17 protein-coding genes are annotated in these 18,362 nt (G+C 40.3%); 10 read left to right on the top strand and 7 right to left on the bottom strand.

Translation table 11 applies throughout. The features are described 5' to 3' along the window. Nucleotides 1-114 precede the first annotated feature (114 nt). Together ABRT01_RS15090 and trhA are read right to left on the bottom strand one after the other, a co-directional pair. Nucleotides 115-960 carry a metallophosphoesterase gene (locus tag ABRT01_RS15090; RefSeq protein ID WP_269409414.1) on the bottom strand — a complete coding sequence of 282 codons (846 nt, stop codon included), beginning with the start codon at nt 958-960 and terminating at the stop codon, nt 115-117. 327 nt (nt 961-1,287) lie between these two features. Further along, nucleotides 1,288-1,923, bottom strand: a complete 636-nt coding sequence (trhA, locus tag ABRT01_RS15085) for a PAQR family membrane homeostasis protein TrhA (RefSeq protein WP_269409413.1) — start codon at nt 1,921-1,923, stop codon at nt 1,288-1,290. A gap of 207 nt (nt 1,924-2,130) precedes the next feature. Between trhA and cbpB the strand changes: the two genes are divergently transcribed. From cbpB to ABRT01_RS15070, 3 genes are all read left to right on the top strand, one after another. Further along, complete coding sequence (cbpB, locus tag ABRT01_RS15080) at nt 2,131-2,571, top strand: cyclic-di-AMP-binding protein CbpB (protein WP_269409412.1); 441 nt, start codon at nt 2,131-2,133, stop codon at nt 2,569-2,571. A gap of 54 nt (nt 2,572-2,625) precedes the next feature. Next, a complete protein-coding gene (locus ABRT01_RS15075) occupies nt 2,626-4,119 on the top strand; it encodes an MDR family MFS transporter (RefSeq protein ID WP_367748294.1) in 1,494 nt (497 codons plus the stop codon). 64 nt (nt 4,120-4,183) lie between these two features. Then, nucleotides 4,184-4,435 (top strand): YkuS family protein, encoded by a 252-nt coding sequence (locus ABRT01_RS15070; protein WP_269409410.1) that lies wholly within the window; start codon nt 4,184-4,186, stop codon nt 4,433-4,435. Between the two features lie 50 nt (nt 4,436-4,485). Here the strand turns inward: ABRT01_RS15070 and ABRT01_RS15065 are convergent, their stop codons facing one another. Next, nucleotides 4,486-5,325 carry a mechanosensitive ion channel family protein gene (locus ABRT01_RS15065; protein WP_269409409.1) on the bottom strand — a complete coding sequence of 280 codons (840 nt, stop codon included), beginning with the start codon at nt 5,323-5,325 and terminating at the stop codon, nt 4,486-4,488. Nucleotides 5,326-5,643: 318 nt separating this feature from the next. Between ABRT01_RS15065 and ABRT01_RS15060 the strand changes: the two genes are divergently transcribed. The 3 genes from ABRT01_RS15060 (at nt 5,644) to ABRT01_RS15050 (ending at nt 7,648) form a co-directional block, all read left to right on the top strand. Next, nucleotides 5,644-6,186, top strand: a complete 543-nt coding sequence (locus ABRT01_RS15060) for a peroxiredoxin (protein WP_269409408.1) — start codon at nt 5,644-5,646, stop codon at nt 6,184-6,186. Between the two features lie 152 nt (nt 6,187-6,338). Further along, complete coding sequence (locus ABRT01_RS15055) at nt 6,339-6,794, top strand: TlpA family protein disulfide reductase (RefSeq protein WP_269409407.1); 456 nt, start codon at nt 6,339-6,341, stop codon at nt 6,792-6,794. 167 nt (nt 6,795-6,961) lie between these two features. After that, the gene (locus ABRT01_RS15050) at nt 6,962-7,648 is read left to right on the top strand and encodes a potassium channel family protein (protein ID WP_269409406.1); all 687 of its coding nucleotides are present in this window, start codon (nt 6,962-6,964) and stop codon (nt 7,646-7,648) included. Between the two features lie 98 nt (nt 7,649-7,746). On the opposite strand, the gene rnjA is transcribed toward ABRT01_RS15050, so the two are convergent. The 3 genes from rnjA to def form a co-directional block, all read right to left on the bottom strand. Continuing rightward, complete coding sequence (gene rnjA / locus ABRT01_RS15045) at nt 7,747-9,414, bottom strand: ribonuclease J1 (RefSeq protein WP_269409405.1); 1,668 nt, start codon at nt 9,412-9,414, stop codon at nt 7,747-7,749. Nucleotides 9,415-9,417: 3 nt separating this feature from the next. Beyond that, on the bottom strand, nt 9,418-9,627 hold the full coding sequence (locus tag ABRT01_RS15040; protein ID WP_269409404.1) for a DNA-dependent RNA polymerase subunit epsilon: 210 nt from the start codon (nt 9,625-9,627) through the stop codon (nt 9,418-9,420). A gap of 881 nt (nt 9,628-10,508) precedes the next feature. Then, the gene (gene def, locus ABRT01_RS15035; RefSeq protein ID WP_269409403.1) at nt 10,509-11,060 is read right to left on the bottom strand and encodes a peptide deformylase; all 552 of its coding nucleotides are present in this window, start codon (nt 11,058-11,060) and stop codon (nt 10,509-10,511) included. A gap of 631 nt (nt 11,061-11,691) precedes the next feature. Between def and pdhA the strand changes: the two genes are divergently transcribed. The 4 genes from pdhA to lpdA are packed head-to-tail and all read left to right on the top strand — an operon-like array spanning nt 11,692 to nt 16,491. Further along, on the top strand, nt 11,692-12,774 hold the full coding sequence (pdhA, locus tag ABRT01_RS15030) for a pyruvate dehydrogenase (acetyl-transferring) E1 component subunit alpha (RefSeq protein WP_269409402.1): 1,083 nt from the start codon (nt 11,692-11,694) through the stop codon (nt 12,772-12,774). A 3-nt stretch (nt 12,775-12,777) separates the two neighbouring features. Then, nucleotides 12,778-13,755 carry an alpha-ketoacid dehydrogenase subunit beta gene (locus ABRT01_RS15025; RefSeq protein ID WP_269409401.1) on the top strand — a complete coding sequence of 326 codons (978 nt, stop codon included), beginning with the start codon at nt 12,778-12,780 and terminating at the stop codon, nt 13,753-13,755. Between the two features lie 26 nt (nt 13,756-13,781). Beyond that, a complete protein-coding gene (locus ABRT01_RS15020; RefSeq protein ID WP_269409400.1) occupies nt 13,782-15,080 on the top strand; it encodes a dihydrolipoamide acetyltransferase family protein in 1,299 nt (432 codons plus the stop codon). 4 nt (nt 15,081-15,084) lie between these two features. Further along, on the top strand, nt 15,085-16,491 hold the full coding sequence (gene lpdA, locus ABRT01_RS15015; protein WP_269409399.1) for a dihydrolipoyl dehydrogenase: 1,407 nt from the start codon (nt 15,085-15,087) through the stop codon (nt 16,489-16,491). Between the two features lie 178 nt (nt 16,492-16,669). Here lpdA and ABRT01_RS15010 read toward each other — a convergent pair whose 3' ends face one another. Further along, nucleotides 16,670-18,214 (bottom strand): glycine betaine uptake BCCT transporter, encoded by a 1,545-nt coding sequence (locus ABRT01_RS15010; protein ID WP_269409398.1) that lies wholly within the window; start codon nt 18,212-18,214, stop codon nt 16,670-16,672. Nucleotides 18,215-18,362: the final 148 nt, after the last annotated feature.

Here is an 18,362-nt window from a genome sequence, read left to right as displayed (position 1 = left end):
TTGCATTTAGTTTACCATTTTTTCTTCATAAAAACTATGGATAAACTGTTACAGGTGGTTTTTACCAGTCTTGCTTATCCACCATGGTTGGTGAGACGTTATTAAACAGGTGCCTTAAGCCTTTTTTAATGTATAAATATTATATTCCGGCTTGCACAAGAAACGATAGGGGAGACGGGTTGTGCCAAGGCCTCTGCTTACATATAGCGTTAAATCACTAAATGTGTATTTTCCCTGAACATATTTTTCCGCATAAGCAGGTGTATACAGATCTCCAATGAACGGCAGTCTTACCTGTCCACCATGACTATGGCCTGAGAGTTGGATATCGACTGGATGTGTTGCAGCTGTATCGGCAAAATCCGGTTCGTGGGCAAGCAAGATAGTAAACAAATCATGATTTGCCCCATTTAATGTTTCCGTCAAATCAGGTCTTCCCAGCATTAGATCATCGATACCGGCAAGTACGATCTGATCGTCTCCTTTAGTAAGTGTAACATGATGATTTTGCAATAACTGAAAACCAGCCTGTTTCATCGTATCATTCACAATATTGGTCCCGTAGCCGCCATGGTCGTGGTTTCCGTATATCCAATACTTCCCGCTTGGGGCTGATAATGAACCTAAAATATTGGACAAATGCTGATTCCACTGATACGTATTCGGCCGATCGACAAGGTCACCCGTGAACACAATCAGGTCAGGGTTTTGTCGATTTATTTGCATGATAAGATCCTCTAATTGATCAAGCGTATATTGAAAACCAACGTGGGTATCGGAAAATTGGACAATCTTAAAATTATCAAATGCGGTCGGAATCTTAGGTGATGTAATTGTTTCACGATCGGTATCAAGCATCTTTGGTTCGATATCCCGCGCATAGTAATATGTCCCCCCGCCAATGCCGAAAATGGCCAGGATACTACCTGCCAATCTTTTTAAAAACGATCTTCTATTCATCAAGGTCAGGCCTTTCTTTCGTAAAAAATTTCCTTATGTTGACGTTTAAGTGAATCGGGAGAAGTTCCCTCTTATAATCATATGTTCAGTATCAAGTTAACTTACCAGGATTTTAACGTCTCTGGTATTATAGCACGGAAAGGTTGATAGTTTGTATGATTTTTTATGATTAACCAGATAGGAAAATTCTTTGACTTATTTGCTGTTAAAGAATAAGATGGAATGAGAGAGGATGTTAACGTTTACAAAAGGACGGGATGCCAGCTCTACTTTTCGTGCATTTTTCACAAAAAACGTGCTATCTAGGCGAAGATAACACGCGTTTTTTCAGATAACGTAATAAAATATTGAAAAAAAGTGAAAAGCTGATCCAGCGATGACGAACAAATGCCAAACTGCATGATGGTATGGAAAACTCCGCCATACGTAAAATATTGCGCCAACGGAATAAAGGATACCACCAACAAGCAATAACAGGACGCCATTTTTGTGCATGGTGGCTGTGAGCGGATTCCATACGACAACAACCATCCAACCCATTGCAATATAAAGCAGTGTGGATATAATCAGGAATTTCTTCACAAAAAATATTTTAAAAACAATCCCGAATATGGCTATCCCCCAAACGGTACTAAACAGGATCCAGCCAATTTCATTACGGAGCAGTACCAATAATATAGGGGTATAGGTTCCGGCAATAAACAGGTATATGGAAGAATGGTCGAAAATTTGAAACAGATCCTTGCATTTTCCTGTTGGCAGACTGTGAACAATCGTAGATGTTAAATACATGAGCAGCATGGTCGCGCCAAAAATAGTTACGGAAACAATTTGCCACGGACCGCCGCTTAATGATGCATACGTGATAAGCAGTACTAAACCGGCAATACTCAGCAATGCTCCAATTCCATGTGTGACTGCGTGGGCTAATTCTTCTTGCTTTGTATACGTGTGTGTCGTCATGAACTGTTCCCCAATCCATTTGTTTTTTCAGTTCTTCCCTAGCATACTACAATATGCATCTTTTATAAAATCGCCATATAAATCAAAAAAAGTTTGGGTTGTTGAGCCATAAAATGGGATAGAAACTGTTTTCACCCAAAAGGTATGGTAGACTATGTTTGTGGATAAAATTTTTTATGATTTTTTCCATGAAAAGGGGCGTAATAAATGAGCACGATTAAAGATAAACCATTATCAGAGATTGTTATTAGCGAAATTATGATTCCATCTGAAAAAGTTGCACATGTACAAATGAATAACCCATTGGAACATGCATTATTGGTGCTGGTTAAATCGGGTTATTCCGCTGTGCCTGTGTTGGACGTAAATTATAAATTAATGGGAACAATTGGAAAAACTATTATTTTAAATCAAATTTTGGGATTGGAACGATTTGAATTTGAAAAGCTTTCCGAGATGCGGGTAAACGAATTGATGAAGACAGAAATTCCGATACTAAAAAAAGACATGTCGTTTATGGATGGTTTAAACGTACTTATTAACTATCCGTTTGTTTGCGTTGCAGATGAAGAAGGTTACTTTGATGGTATTGTAACCAGAAGAGCGATCCTTAAACAGCTTAAACGTGATATTTATACTAAAAAGTAAAAAGATTATTCTCGACATGATAGAGGGAAAAAGTAGCAAAAGATGGGGAATGGTATGGAACAAAATACTAAGAAAACGGAAATGCAGAATCGTCCGCTCATCCTGGCCTCGGTTATGTTGGGGATGTTTTTGGCAGCGATCGAGGCTACGATTGTCGCTACAGCCATGCCAAGTATTGTAGCAGATCTTGGTGGCTTTTCCTTATATAGCTGGGTGTTTTCCGCCTATTTACTGACAAATGCTGCAACAGTCCTGATATTCGGCAAGTTGGCTGACATTTACGGGCGCAAACCAATTTTTACAGCAGGGATTATTCTGTTTTTGATTGGCTCATCGCTTTCTGGATTTAGTATATCCATGACCATGTTAATCATTGCCAGATTTATTCAGGGATTTGGTGCCGGAGCCTTAATGCCGATTGCAACGACCATTGTCGGGGACATCTATAATAAACAGGAACGCGCCAAAATACAGGGCTATTTATCAAGTGTATGGGGGATATCGGCGGTGATCGGCCCTTTGTTTGGCGGTTTTTTTGTTGATGTTTTAAGCTGGCGATATGTATTTTGGATGAATATTCCACTTGGTTTGCTTGCTATGTTGGGAATCATCTTCTTTTTACATGAAGATATCAAGAAACAGAAGCGTTCCATTGATTACGCCGGAGCATTCTGGATTGTTTTAGCTGTGAGTACCTTGATGTTTATACTTGTGGAAGGCGGGATCGGTATTTCCTGGACATCATTAATCATGGGTGGGTTGGTTGCGCTGTCACTGATCGGCTTCTTCTGTTTCATTTTACAGGAACGGCGGGCAGCTGATCCGATGATGCCATTTGCAATTTGGAAATACCGGATTGTTCGTACAGCCAACATCACCTCACTAACTACCGGAATGATTATGATCGGTGTGTCGAGCTATCTGCCTGCCTTTGTGCAAGGGGTAATGGGAGAATCGGCTACGGTTGCAGGGTTCACCCTGACAACGATGTCCATTGGCTGGCCGATTGCTTCAACCATTGCCGGGAGACTGCTGCTGATTATTGGTTATCGTAATACGTCATTGCTTGGTGCAGTCTCTTTGATTATCGGCGGAATGATCTTTTTTATGTTGTCCCCTGAACGAGGGCCGTTTTGGGCAGGGACTGGCTCGTTTTTTATCGGAATTGGGATGGGTATGACCAATACCGCTTTTATCGTTGCGATCCAAAGTACGGTTGACTGGCAAACAAGAGGAATTGCAACTGCGGCTAATATGTTTATGCGTACATTGGGCAGTGCATTAGGTGCTGCACTATTGGGCGGTGTATTAAATGGGCAAATGAAATCATATATCGAACAAGCGGGACTTGGTGACCATTTTTCGGTAAACGCTGTAAACAGTTTGCTTGATCCCCATTTAAATACATCAATGCCAGCAGGTACCAGGGAAATTTTACAAGATGGATTAACAACCGGTTTACATATGGTTTATATTGGATTACTGGTTTTGGCGATAGTGAGTTTATTAATCATTTGTTTTATGCCGAAAAAGACGGAGGAAGAGTAACGCATATATTAGCTATTTGTCGGGAAACCTATGGAAGATATTTTCCATAGAGGAGGCAATATATATGGCGCGAATCGGTGTGGAGCAGTCATTAACCGATGTCAAAGAAGCACTAATGGAAAAGGGGTATGAAGTCGTTGATTTAAAAACAAACGATGATGTAGCCCATTGCGATTGCTGTGTGATTACAGGCCAGGATGAGAACGTCATGGGGATGCAAACGACCAGTACTGCCGGAGCGGTTATTGATGCTCGTGGGTACAATGCAGAAGATATTTGCCAGATGGTTGAACAAAAACTAAATGAGATGGAATAAAGAGAAACTCCATTCAGTGGGGGTATTTACCGCTCACTGAATGGAGTTTATTATTGTTGTTCCGCAATATTTAATTGTTGTGGGAACGGGACTTGAAGGTTTGCCTGATCAAATTCTTCCTTGATTCGTTTAAGCATATCCCGTTCACAACCCCACTGCATGCCGTTTTCTGTCATACCTTCGACACGCAACACCAGATTATTTGGATCCAGACTTTGTACACCGAGAACGTCAGGCCCTTCTTTAAAACGTTCATCCGTCGCGAACTCTGTACAAATTTTCTCCAATACTGTGAGTACTTCATGCAAATTTTCATTGTATTTTACCGTTAAATAAACAAGGGCTCGCATGTTGCCTCGTGAATGATTGGCCACTCCGACAATTTCTCTGTTCGGGACAAAATACAGTGTACCATCAAAATCACGAATTTTGGTGGTGCGTAATCCCACTTCTTCCACGATCCCGTCGTATCCGCCTGCAGTAACATAATCATCAATTTCGATTTGCCGTTCCAATAAGATGAAAAACCCGGTAACAATATCACTAACCAGTCCCTGAGCACCAAAACCAACGGCCAACCCAATGATACCAGCACCGGCAAGCAATGGTCCGATCGGAATGTTAAAGATAGCAAATAACATAACGATAAACACAAAAATCATCGCGTATCCGAACACATTCATCAATAGTTTTTCCAGTGTTTTGACTCGGCCAGGTGATATTTTCTCATTATTTCCAGCCTTTTTCAGTGTCTTGGAAATGATTTTTTTCCCGATTGGAACAAAAATAAAATAAGCAAGAATTAATAATACAAGCTTAATGACAATCGGTACAAGCATGCTTAAAATACCGCTGACATCCAGATTGAGTCCATGCTCAAAAATATTCATATGTAGTCTCCTTTCAACTGTTTGCTTTATCAGGTATATCCTGCACTTCCTCTGTATGAAGAGGATGTGTTCCAACACAGATTATTCCCTAATCCTGTTTTCATGAAACATGAAATGTGTCGAAAAAAATGGTTAAATGATAATAAAAATGGTTATGATGATAATGTGTATCAAACAATGTTGAGATGCCTTGATTAAATGTGTCCATTAAATGACAAGTTGTTATCTGGTTTAGAATGATTCTTATTAAATATTGACTTCCAATCTGGGATTCACTATAATTTATTTCGGATCGAACGATAAATGGAGGGATTACATATGTCAGAAAGAATGGTTGGTAAACAAGCACCACGTTTTGAAATGGATGCTGTTATGCCTAATAAAGAATTTGGTAAAGTAAACTTGGAAGAAATCATGAAAGAAGATAAATGGACTGTATTATTCTTCTACCCGGAAGATTTCACATTCGTATGTCCAACAGAAATCACGGCAATGTCTGATCGTTATGATGAATTTGAAGATCTTGATGCGGAAGTTATTGGCGTGTCATGCGATACGATCCACACACACAAAGCATGGATCAATACATCTCGTGATGACAATGGTTTAGGTGAATTACAATACCCATTGGCTGCAGACCATAATCATCAGGTTGCAAGAGATTATGGTGTGTTAATTGAAGAAGAAGGTGTTGCATTGCGCGGCTTGTTCATCATCAATCCAGAAGGTGAATTGCAATATCAAACTGTTTTCCATAACAATATCGGCCGTGATGTGGATGAAACACTTCGCGTACTGCAAGCACTGCAAACTGGTGGTCTTTGCCCGGCTAACTGGAAGCCAGGCCAGGCAACACTGTAAAATAATCGTGAGAACAATGGAGCGTTCAAGTTTCAGTTTGCTGAGACCGTTCGCTCCAAGTTTTATGAGTCCATCGGTTATACACCAATAGCTTTTTCATGCATAATATTGTAACGAAATAACAGTCGGATCCAGTAAGGGAGGACATCAACATGAAATTACGAGACCAGATGCCGGAACTCGAAGGCGCGACAACATGGTTTAATAGTGATCCGATCCAAAAAGACGAGCTGATTGGCAATAAACCAACATTGATTCACTTTTGGTCGGTGAGTTGCGGATTATGTAAGGAAGCAATGCCAAACGTGAATGAGTTTAGGGATGAATATAAAGATGACCTGAACGTTATTGCTGTTCATATGCCACGCTCAGAAAAGGACTTGGATCTCGATCAAATCAAAGAAGTAGCGGATGAGCATCACATTACCCAGCCGATTTTCGTGGATAATGAACATAAATTAACCGATGCCTTTGAAAACCAATATGTACCAGCTTATTATGTGTTCGATGAGGAAGGAAAGCTGCGTCACTTCCAGGCTGGTGGTGGCGGCATGAAAATGTTGCGTAAACGGGTTAACCGGGTATTGGGTAATACCGAGAAGAAATAAGCTAGTAACATATTTTAACGAAAAGAACCGTATCACGTTTGGTACGGTTCTTTTTCATGCATGAAAGTTCTGGTTTCCAAACATCGAAAAAGGAAAAAATAATCGTAATCTAATGCAATCTGTTGTAAGATAAATAAGAGTAAGGAATGGATGATGGAGGATAAAAGATGAAACGTGACTTTGCAGTTATCGGGCTTGGCCGGTTTGGCGGAAGTATTTGTCGGGAACTCAGCATGGAGGGAATGGAAGTACTGGCCATTGATATTGACGAAGATCGGGTGAATGAGTTTAAGAATATTGCTTCCCATGCGGTTATTGCTGACTCTACTGATGAAGAGGCATTAAAGGATTTGGGAATTAAAAATATTGATCATGTGATTGTGGCAATCGGGGATAATATTCAGGCAAGTATCCTGACAACGGTTGTTCTCACTGATTTTGATATTAAAAAAATTACAGTTAAAGCGCAAAATGATTACCATGAAAAGATTTTAAATAAAATCGGTGCCGATCAGGTTGTCCATCCGGAGCGTGACATGGGAAAACGAATTGCCCATCATATTATTTCCAACAATATTCTTGATTATCTGGAACTATCCGATGATCATAGCATTGTGGAGGTCAAGGTTGGCTCCAAAATGCTGGGCAAGTCACTTATCGACCTGGATATTCGCGCCAACTATGGCTGTAACGTTGTCGCGATTAAAAAGGGGAAAGAGATTAATGTTTCACCCCGGGCCGAGGATAAATTGGAATCTGATGATATTTTGATTGTTATCGGCGCCGATAATGATCTGTCCCGCTTCGAAAAACACCTGGTGACGGAGGAAGATGAAAAACCTTATAAAAGATAATAAATAGGGATGCCAATATGTTTAGTACATAATGACATCCCTCTTTGATTTTAGGTCCTGATTTTTCGATAAATCTTTATTTGTCCCCGTCTTCGTGCCTATACCTCCATAATAATTGGCAAAATCATTGGGCGGCGTTTGGTTTTATCATAAAGGAACGGTGCGATCGTGTCGGTTATTTCATTTTTAATTTCAGACCACTGTGTTGTTTTCCTTTCCATCACTTTTTCCAAATGGATGGAAACCAGTTTTTGCGCCTCATTAATCAGATCTTCTGATTCCCGCATGTAGACAAATCCGCGAGAAATAATGTCCGGGCCGGATGAAATCTTGAATTCCTTCATATTAATACTGACGACAACAATGACAAGTCCTTCCTCGGAAAGAATGCGTCGATCTCGCAATACAATGTTGCCAATGTCACCAATTCCGCTACCATCAATATAGATCGAGCCAGAAGGAATTTTGCCGGCAACCGTTGCTTTGTCTCTCCCTAATGCCAAAACATCACCATTATCCATCAGGAAGATGTTGGCAGGATTGATGCCACAGTCGATAGCGAGTTTGGAATGTTCTTTTTGCATACGAAATTCACCGTGAATCGGCATGAAATATTTCGGTTTGATAAGGCGCAGCATCAGTTTCTGCTCCTCTTGGCTTCCATGGCCGGATGTATGAATATTATTAAGCTTTCCATGGATAACTTCTGCACCTGCACGAGATAATTTGTCAATGGTTCGGCTTACACTAATAGTATTTCCGGGGATTGGAGACGACGAAAATACAACCGTATCACCAGGAATGATTTGGATTTGTCGATGTGTACCATTGGCAATCCGCGATAATGCAGCCATCGTTTCACCTTGTGAACCAGTACATAGAATCGTCACTTCATTGGCTGGAAGTCGGTTAATTTGATTGGCGTCGACAAATATATCTTTCGGTGCACTTATATAACCCAATTCTTGTCCAATTGTAATGGCAGATTCCATACTTCGTCCAAACACAGCTATTTTTCGGTTATGCTTTATTGCGCCTTCTACTACTTGTTGTAGACGATAAATATTTGATGCAAAAGTTGCGAATATTAACCGTCCTTCCGTCTTATCAAAGATATCATTGATCGTTTCGCCAACAATGCGCTCTGACATGGTAAATCCGGGAACTTCACTATTTGTACTGTCGGAAAGTAAGCATAGAACACCTTCACTGCCAATTTCGGCCATTTTTGCCAAATTGGCTGGTTCGCCAACAGGGGTGAAATCAAACTTAAAGTCACCGGTGTGGACAATATTGCCTGAAGGTGTTTTGATCACTACACCATATGAATCAGGAATACTATGTGTGGTTCGGAAAAAAGAGACAGATGTTTTGCGGAATTTGATCACATCATCTTCCCCGATAGTATTTAGTTTCGCGTTTCTTAATAGACCATGCTCGTCTAATTTGTTTCTGATTAAACCGATCGCAAGTTTTCCGGCGTAAATTGGCACATTTAATTCACGTAATAGAAAGGGAATTCCGCCAATATGATCTTCATGACCATGGGTTATGAATAATCCCTTGATTTTGTCTTGATTTTGGACGATATAGGTGTAATCGGGAATAACATAATCAATTCCAAGTAATTCATCCTCAGGGAATTTAATCCCCGCATCTATCAGAATAATTTCATCCTGGAATTGTACACCATATGTGTTCTTTCCGATTTCACCCAGCCCGCCCAAGGCAAATACTGCTGTCTGATCATTTTTAACAAATTTCATCGCTTAGACGGTCTCCAACGTAAAATCTTCGGATTGCTTTTCGTATTCTAAATGTGCATCATCCATAGGTTGGATGTGTTCGATATTAATATTGCGATCAGTTAGTTTTTGCCGTGTCTGGCGTTCGTTATCCGCTTCGATATATAATGTTTTTGTTCGTTCCCTGACAGGGATTTCAGTAACATCTTCTTGATAAAAGACTTTAAAAATCATTTCATCTCTCCTAACAATTTCTATTTTTATTTCCATTCTCAACGAGAGCTGGCAATAGAAAAAACAGCAGACCATTACAAAGCGTAATAAGAGGAATTTCAATAGTCCGTAAAAAGGCCTTCGATATAAGGATCTTTGAGAGGATGTTCAAAAAGTCCGGTAAAAATGACGCTTCGAATTTCGTCGTTGGCTTGCTTTTCCACCCCTCATGTACCTTCTATGTACACTCCGGTGCTCAAAGCTACGCCGCCTAGAACTTCTCGGTTCTTTTTATCCTCCTTTTTGAACACACACTTTGACCAAGTACTTAGATCCTTTTTATCCCCGTTTTAACGCTTATTAATAGCAAGCAAGGGTTTATTCGATTGTCTGCTCCATTTTTATTTAATTCCGCAGCATGGTTGATTCAATATGGTCTAACTAATTTTAATTCATAATCATACATTATTTTCCGACTAGAGCGCTGTTGTTTTGGTTTCGATTGGTTCCATCATTGGTAGTCTTCTTCACAAGTAGTAGGTACACGTCCACGGCCTAAAAAATCCTTCAAGCGTTTTTTTAGCTTCTCTTTTAGGCGTTTCAACATGGTACGTTGCATCTCCTTTCCAAAACTCAAGAAAAGCAAAACATATTCAACCGATCCAATCCCTCTTAGTTATAGTATAGTACGGTTTGCCAGATAATGAAATAAAAACACGCTATTTTATGTGAAAAAGTTTCCTTCAGGTCAGTTATGAAGTTCAACGATACATGTCTTGTACCTATTTTTTGCTAAAAATATTTTTTTATACTGGGTAAACGTTAAATGGGAAGAAAGACATGGTTTGAGTGAATGAATTAATGGAGGGTAAAAGGAACTCCCTCTCGCGATAAGAGTCCCTCTAATCTACAGGCTTTGCATTTTCCGGCTTGGCAAATGGATTTTCTTTGTTGATATGGTCATAAAACATAATGCCATTCAAATGATCAATCTCATGTTGGAAAACAATTGCTGCGTAGTCACGTAAGCGAAGTTTTATTTCCTTACCATTAAGATCAGTGGCTTTTAATGTAATACGTGCATATCTCGGTACATATCCCTCTACATTACGATCGACGGAAAGACATCCTTCCCCAATGGTTAAATATGCCTTTTCCACCGAATGACTGACAATTTTTGGGTTGTATAATCCGTACGTATACCATTTTCCTTTATTGTCTTCAAAATGAAGGGCGATCATTCGCTTGTTTATTCCAAGCTGTGGAGCAGCCAGGCCGACACCAGGACGCAAATCATATTTTGTGCAAACTTTTTCGTCTTGACTATTCTTAAGAAACTCAAGCATTTCCTCCAATATTTTATGTTCCTGTTCGGATGCTGGCAGGTCAACTTCCTCGGAAACTTTACGTAAAGCTGGATGACCTTCTCTTACTATATCTTTCATGGTTAACATGATATGACACTCCTCATTTGCATAATCATTAGTTCACAATATCAATATGCTATTTTATCATATCCGGGCATATTTGGTCATACATTTGCTGCAGACAAGGACGAGTCCCGGCACGAAGGAATAAGAAAAGACAAAAAACGAGCTTCATGAAGTGCAGCTCGTCTTATTTTTCAGTATAACACATTGATACAGTTTTTATCTGTTTCTATAACAGTTATATTCTTTGATGGTTGTCCAAAACAGCAAAACAACAATAAATTATTTGAAATAAGAACAAAGTGATTGACCGTATAGAGTAAATGAGCTACACTCTAACTAGATTGATGATTGTACCAATTATTCTTGAACAAATAATATAACAGTCCATGGATGGATGGTTGGTGATTAATAAAATAAAAATATGGGAACAAGAATAAAAGTGGAAAAGTGAGTTCAAAAGAGGAAGTAGGACAAAGATCGGTTAAGGTTTCAGGCAACTGTTATCATGTCGACACGAATATCAATAAATCTTTGTGTCATATGAACCGGACTTTTTGAACAACCTTTAAAAATGGTACAGATTTTTTCCCAATTCGGGAAGAATACTTATGAAAATATTAAATGGTATAAAGAAAGGAAGAGGTGAACTATTTTGAAACACGTACTTGAGAATGTTGAAAATCAGTTCGAAATGTTCCAGATTCTTGATGAAAATGGCAAGGTAGTAAATAAAGATGATATGCCGGATCTTTCAGACGATGATTTGAAGGAACTAATGCGCCGAATGGTTTACATCCGTATCCTCGATCAGCGTTCCATGGCTCTTAATCGTCAAGGAAGACTAGGCTTTTATGCACCGACAGCCGGACAGGAAGCATCACAGTTAGGCAGTCATTTCGCTTTGGAAAAGGGAGATTTCTTGTTACCAGGATATCGCGATGTTCCACAACTTATTTGGCATGGTTTACCATTATATCAAGCATTCCTGTTTTCTAAGGGACATTATCATGGCAATCAGTTCCCGGAAGGTTTTAATGCATTAAGTCCACAAATTATAATTGGTGCGCAATATACACAAGCTGCCGGTGTTGCAATTGGTATGAAAAAACGTGGAAAGAAATCCGTTGCAATTACCTACACAGGTGATGGCGGTACATCACAAGGCGACTTTTACGAAGCAATTAACTTCGCCGGTGCGTTTGGTGCTCCAGCGATTTTCGTTGTGCAGAATAACCATTTTGCCATTTCTGTGCCTGTGGAAAAACAAACTAAAGCAAAAACGCTTGCTCAAAAAGCGGTTGCTGCCGGAATTGAAGGAATTCAAGTAGATGGAATGGATGTACTTGCTGTTTATGCAGCAACCAAACATGCCCGTGAACGTGCAATCAATGGGGAAGGACCAACGTTAATTGAAACATTAACCTACCGCTTTGGGCCACATACAACAGCTGGTGATGATCCTACCCGTTACCGTACAGAAGAGCTCGACAACGAATGGGAAAAGAAAGATCCGCTTGTTCGTTTCCGCAAGTATCTGGAAGATAAGAATCTATGGTCTGAGGAAATAGAAAATAAAGTCATTGAAGAGGCAAAAGATGACATTAAACAAGCTATTAAAAAAGCTGACACTTATCCAAAACAAAAAGTGACAGAACTCATCTCCCATATGTTTGAGGAACTTCCAGCAAATTTACAAGAGCAAATGGAAGAATATAAAGAAAAGGAGTCGAAGTAAATCATGGCACAAATGACAATGATTCAGGCAATCACCGATGCTTTACGCACAGAACTAAAAAATGACGAAAACGTGCTTATATATGGTGAAGATGTCGGTCAAAACGGCGGCGTATTCCGTGCTACAGAAGGATTGCAAAAAGAATTCGGTGAAGATCGTGTGTTTGATACACCGCTTGCTGAATCGGGAATCGGCGGTATGTCTATTGGATTGGCTTTGCAAGGTTATCGTCCGGTACCAGAAATTCAATTCTTCGGCTTCGTGTATGAGGCAATGGATTCCATTAATGGACAAATGGCTCGGTTGCGTTATCGTTCTGGTGACACCCTTCATGCTCCAATCACGATTCGGGCGCCTTTTGGTGGGGGCGTACACACACCTGAACTACATGCCGATTCACTCGAGGGTTTAATCGCTCAACAGCCGGGAATTAAAGTGGTTATTCCAGCGACACCAAAAGAAGCAAAAGGATTATTGATCGCATCTATTCGTGACAACGATCCAGTTTTGTTCCTTGAGCATATGAAACTGTATCGTTCTTTCCGCGATGAAGTACCGGAGGAAGAATACACGATTGAACTTGGCAAGGCAGATGTCAAAAGGGAAGGCAAAGATGTAACAATTATTGCTTATGGTGCAATGGTTCACTCCGCGCTAAAAGCAGCAGATGAATTGGAAAAGAATGATATTGATGCTGAGGTAATCGATTTACGTACGGTTTCTCCAGTAGATATGGAAACAATCATTGCGTCTGTACAAAAAACCAACCGGGTTGTATTTGTTCAGGAAGCACAGCGACAAGCAGGCGTTGCTTCTCATGTGATTTCGGAAATTCAGGAGCGGGCTATTTTGCATTTAGAAGCGCCAATTTTACGGGTTACTGCACCAGATACCGTCTATGCTTTTACACAGGCAGAAGAAGTATGGTTGCCTGACCATAAGGATATCATCGAAAAAGTAAATCAAGTTATAAATTTTTAATTTCGTGATGGGAGGTTTGAAGAAATATGGCATATGAATTTAAATTGCCAGATATCGGTGAAGGTATTCATGAAGGAGAAATTGCCAAATGGTTCGTCAAGGATGGCGATGAAGTTAAAGAAGATGATGTACTCTGTGAAGTACAAAATGATAAATCGGTCGTTGAAATTCCATCACCAGTCGATGGGACAGTGAAAAAAATTCATGTCGGTGAAGGTGAAGTTGCTGTTGTCGGTGATACACTCATTTCCTTTGATGCAGAAGGGTATGAAGATGATGGTGACAGTGCTGATGAAGGTGACAATGATCAGAAAGAAGAAACCCCAGCAGCAAAAGAAGAGTCAAAACAAGACGACACCGACAAAGGCAATAAAGCAGATAAAAAAGAACAAAAGACCGATGATACGAATAAACGAGTTATTGCTATGCCATCGGTTCGCAAATATGCTCGTGAAAACGATGTAAACATTCAAAACGTTGAAGGCTCGGGAAAAAATGGTCGTGTGTTGAAAGAAGACATCGATGGTTACTTGAATGGTGAACAACCAGCAGCAGAAGAAGAAACTAACCAGGCAACACAAGAAACAGCGAAACCAGCCGAAACAGCTGCTGTTACAGAAGAATATGCAGAAACCCGTGAAAAAATGAGTGGAATCCGTAAAACGATCGCCAAAGCAATGGTTAATACGAAAGCAACGGCTCCGCATGTCACATTAATGGATGATGTAGATGTTACGGGACTTGTCGCACATCGTAAGAAATTTAAAGCTGTTGCAGCAGAACAGGATATCAAATTGACCTATCTGCCGTATGTCGCCAAAGCACTTGTTTCTGCGATGAAGAATTATCCGATTTTAAATGCTTCTGTTGACAATGATACGGATGAAATTATCTATAAGCACTATTACAACATTGGTATTGCCGCCGACACGGATAGAGGACTCCTCGTTCCAGTGGTAAAAGATGCCGATCGTAAATCTATTTTTGCGATTTCCAAAGAGATAAATGAATTGGCAGATAAGGCTAGAAATGGTAAACTAACACCGGGCGAAATGAAGGGTGCATCAAGTACCATTACGAATATTGGTTCCGCAGGTGGTCAATGGTTTACACCGTTAATCAACCAGCCAGAAGTAGCGATTTTGGGTATTGGACGTATTGCCGAAAAACCAGTTGTCCGTGATGGAGAAGTGGTTGTTGCACCTGTACTTGCATTGTCGTTAAGCTTTGATCATCGCGTCATTGATGGGGCAACTGCACAATTAGCCATGAACCAAATTAAACGATTGCTGAATGATCCACAATTAATCATGATGGAGGCGTAAAACAATGGTAGTAGGAGATTTTCCGGTAGAAGTTGATACACTAGTAGTTGGAGCCGGCCCTGGCGGTTATGTCGCCGCCATCCGTGCTGCACAAATGGGGCAAAAGGTTACCATTGCTGAGAAAGGTTCTTTAGGTGGTGTTTGCTTGAATGTCGGATGTATTCCATCGAAAGCATTAATTCAAGCTGGGCACTTGACTGAACAAGCACATGGTAATGAAGAACTGGGGATATCCACTGAAAATGTTTCCGTAGACTTTTCCAAAGTGCAAGAATGGAAAGGAGCCGTGGTTAACAAACTTACATCTGGTGTGGAAGGTTTGTTGAAAGGAAACAAAGTGGACATTGTTAAAGGTGAAGTATATTTTGTTGATGAAAATACAGCAAAAATTATGGACGATAAGCAGTCCCAAACGTACAAATTTAACAATTGTATTATCGCAACCGGTTCAACACCAATTGAGATTCCAGGTTTTAAATTCTCAGATCGTGTGTTAGATTCAACTGGTGCATTGAACTTAAAAGAAATTCCGAAGAAAATGGTAGTTATTGGCGGTGGCTATATCGGAACCGAGTTGGGTTCAGCATATGCCAACTTTGGCACTGAAATTACCGTGTTAGAAGGATTAAAAGACATTCTGAACGGATTTGAAAAGCAATCCTCACAAATTGTGAAAAAACGTCTCAAAAAGAATGGCGTAAACATTATCACTGAGGCAATGGCCAAAGGTGTCGAAGAATCAGCGGATGGTGTCAAGGTAACCTATGAAGCAAAAGGTAAAGAAGAAACTATTGAAGCGGATTATGTATTGGTAACAGTCGGCCGTAAACCAAACACGGAAGATATTGGCCTTGAACAAGTTGGCATTGAGGTAGGCGACAAAGGCCTGATTAAAGTTGATAAACAATGCCGTACCAATATCCCTAACATTTATGCAATTGGTGATATTGTACCTGGTATGCCACTGGCACATAAAGCTTCTTATGAAGGCAAGATTGCTGCTGAAGCTATTAGCGGTGAAAAGGCGGAAGTAGACTACATCGGTATGCCGGCAGTTGTTTTCTCCGACCCGGAACTTGCAACGGTTGGACATACGGAAAAGTCGGCTAAAGAGGCAGGCTATAAAGCGAAAGCATCAAAATTCCCATTTGCGGCGAATGGCCGGGCACTATCATTAAATGTTAGTGAAGGATACCTGAAGCTAATTACACGGGAAGAAGATGGACTTGTTATTGGTGCACAAATCGCGGGACCGAATGCAAGTGACATGATCGCTGAAATTGGTTTAGCCATTGAAGCAGGCATGACCGCCGAAGACATCGCGCTAACGGTACATGCACATCCAAGCTTGGGTGAAATCACGATGGAAGCAGCTGAAAAAGCACTAGGATTGCCAATCCATACTATGTGATTCTGATTAAAATAGAATTATGAAATACAAATAGGAGAGTTGTGTTCGTCACACAACTCTCCTATTCGTATGTGAGCGGGCAACACATACGCTATAAACAGGAATAAAAGACCCCTTGATACGTTTTAAAATGTATCAAGGGGGCTTTTATTAGGAATGCCTGGCAACTCATTAGTTGCTAACCTCTGCTACTCGTTCGTTGCTTATTTTGTTTTAATTCAAACTGTCGTGCTTCTTCTTTAAATGACTTAACCAATGACACGATAACGAGGAGCATAATAATTGCAAACGGTAATGCGGCAATTATGGATGCAGTTTGCAATGCATTCAACCCGCCTTGCCATAAGAGAATGGCTGCGGCACCTGATTGAATAAGTCCCCAGACAAGCTTCACGATATTTGGTGGATAAAGACTACCACCTGTAGTTTGCATACCTAGTACAAATGTCGCCGAATCGGCCGATGTAATAAAGAAGATACTAATGAGCAGAATGGCGAGAACTGAGATAATCGTACCGAGTGGAAAGTGTTCCAATACAGCAAAGAGTGCTGCTTCTTCGCCGATATCATTAATGGAAGACATAATGTCCACATGATCAAACACTTCCAAATGAATGCCGGATCCGCCAAGAACCGTAAACCATAATGCACTGAAAATAGTCGGCACAAGTAATACCCCAGTTACAAATTCCCGAACGGTTCTTCCACGTGAAACCCGGGCAATAAACATTCCTACAAACGGTGCCCAGGCAATCCACCATGCCCAAAAAAACATGGTCCAGTTATTCAGCCACTCACTGCCGCCGCTATTAAATGGTGTCATCCGAAAGCTCATACTTGGTAAGTTTTGCACATAGCTACCGATCGATGTAGTAAAGAAATCCATAAAAAATTTAGTGGGCCCCACAAACAACATAAACACCATTAGCATAATAGCAAGAATAATATTTGTATTACTTAAATACTTGATACCTTTATTTAACCCGGTCATTGCGGAAATTAAATAAAGAATAGTGACCAAAATGATAATTACAAATTGCACCGTGATCGTCTGATTAAGACCGAAAACATAGGAAAGTCCTCCACTGATTTGAATGGCACCTTGACCAAGTGACGTGGCAACGCCAAAAACAGTTGCAAACACAGCGATAACATCAATACATGTGCCAAGCGGTCCTTTTACACGATCCCCAAAAACAGGTTGCAAAATCGCACTGATCACACCAGGTGCTTGTTTTCGGAATTTGAAATAAGCCAGTGCCAAGCCTAGTGTTGCGTAAACCGCCCATGGATGTAATCCCCAATGAAAAAAACTATATTGCATAGCGGTTTTGGCTGCTCCTGCAGTTTGTCCATCCCCATATGGTGGTTCATTAAAGTGGGAGATTGGTTCAGCAGCCCCCCAAAAGACTAATCCAATTCCCATTCCGGCACTAAAGAGCATGGCAAACCAGGTAATATACGAGTATTCCGGTTTATCACCTGGTTTACCAAGCTTTATCCTGCCATACTTGGAAAAAATAAGATAGAGCGAAAAGATAACGAATGCAGTCATACTTAGCAGATAAAACCAGCCAAATTTATCGACAAAAAATGTTTGGATACTGGTTGTCACATTGTCCAAATTCGCATGCGGGAGAACACCTTTAGGAACAATTCCCCATACGATAAAAATAATGGCGATAACTGCCGAAATATAAAAAACGCGTGTAACTTTCTTCATAAACATAATTCCTTTCTATACAGAGTAGGGAAACAACCGACTTTTCGATAAGTCTGTTCCGTTTTTAATTTGATTAGAAAAAGTTGGCTCTTCACCAAAATCAATGGTTGACACACTAGGTGCAACTATGCTAATTCACGGTTGCACT

Origin of the sequence: Lentibacillus sp. L22 (assembly GCF_040812445.1) — a bacterium.
Classification (GTDB): domain Bacteria; phylum Bacillota; class Bacilli; order Bacillales; family Amphibacillaceae; genus Lentibacillus_C; species Lentibacillus_C daqui.
Note: the sequence above shows the minus strand (reverse complement) of the source record. Positions and strands in the feature narration are given on the sequence as shown.

Coding starts and splice junctions, on each gene's coding strand:
- ABRT01_RS15090 (WP_269409414.1), bottom strand. CDS start 960: ATGAATAGAAGATCGTTTTTAAAAAGATTGGCAGGTAGTATCCTGGCC.
- trhA (WP_269409413.1), bottom strand. CDS start 1,923: ATGACGACACACACGTATACAAAGCAAGAAGAATTAGCCCACGCAGTC.
- cbpB (WP_269409412.1), top strand. CDS start 2,131: ATGAGCACGATTAAAGATAAACCATTATCAGAGATTGTTATTAGCGAA.
- ABRT01_RS15075 (WP_367748294.1), top strand. CDS start 2,626: ATGGAACAAAATACTAAGAAAACGGAAATGCAGAATCGTCCGCTCATC.
- ABRT01_RS15070 (WP_269409410.1), top strand. CDS start 4,184: ATGGCGCGAATCGGTGTGGAGCAGTCATTAACCGATGTCAAAGAAGCA.
- ABRT01_RS15065 (WP_269409409.1), bottom strand. CDS start 5,325: ATGAATATTTTTGAGCATGGACTCAATCTGGATGTCAGCGGTATTTTA.
- ABRT01_RS15060 (WP_269409408.1), top strand. CDS start 5,644: ATGTCAGAAAGAATGGTTGGTAAACAAGCACCACGTTTTGAAATGGAT.
- ABRT01_RS15055 (WP_269409407.1), top strand. CDS start 6,339: ATGAAATTACGAGACCAGATGCCGGAACTCGAAGGCGCGACAACATGG.
- ABRT01_RS15050 (WP_269409406.1), top strand. CDS start 6,962: ATGAAACGTGACTTTGCAGTTATCGGGCTTGGCCGGTTTGGCGGAAGT.
- rnjA (WP_269409405.1), bottom strand. CDS start 9,414: ATGAAATTTGTTAAAAATGATCAGACAGCAGTATTTGCCTTGGGCGGG.
- ABRT01_RS15040 (WP_269409404.1), bottom strand. CDS start 9,627: ATGATTTTTAAAGTCTTTTATCAAGAAGATGTTACTGAAATCCCTGTC.
- def (WP_269409403.1), bottom strand. CDS start 11,060: ATGTTAACCATGAAAGATATAGTAAGAGAAGGTCATCCAGCTTTACGT.
- ABRT01_RS15025 (WP_269409401.1), top strand. CDS start 12,778: ATGGCACAAATGACAATGATTCAGGCAATCACCGATGCTTTACGCACA.
- ABRT01_RS15020 (WP_269409400.1), top strand. CDS start 13,782: ATGGCATATGAATTTAAATTGCCAGATATCGGTGAAGGTATTCATGAA.
- lpdA (WP_269409399.1), top strand. CDS start 15,085: ATGGTAGTAGGAGATTTTCCGGTAGAAGTTGATACACTAGTAGTTGGA.
- ABRT01_RS15010 (WP_269409398.1), bottom strand. CDS start 18,214: ATGAAGAAAGTTACACGCGTTTTTTATATTTCGGCAGTTATCGCCATT.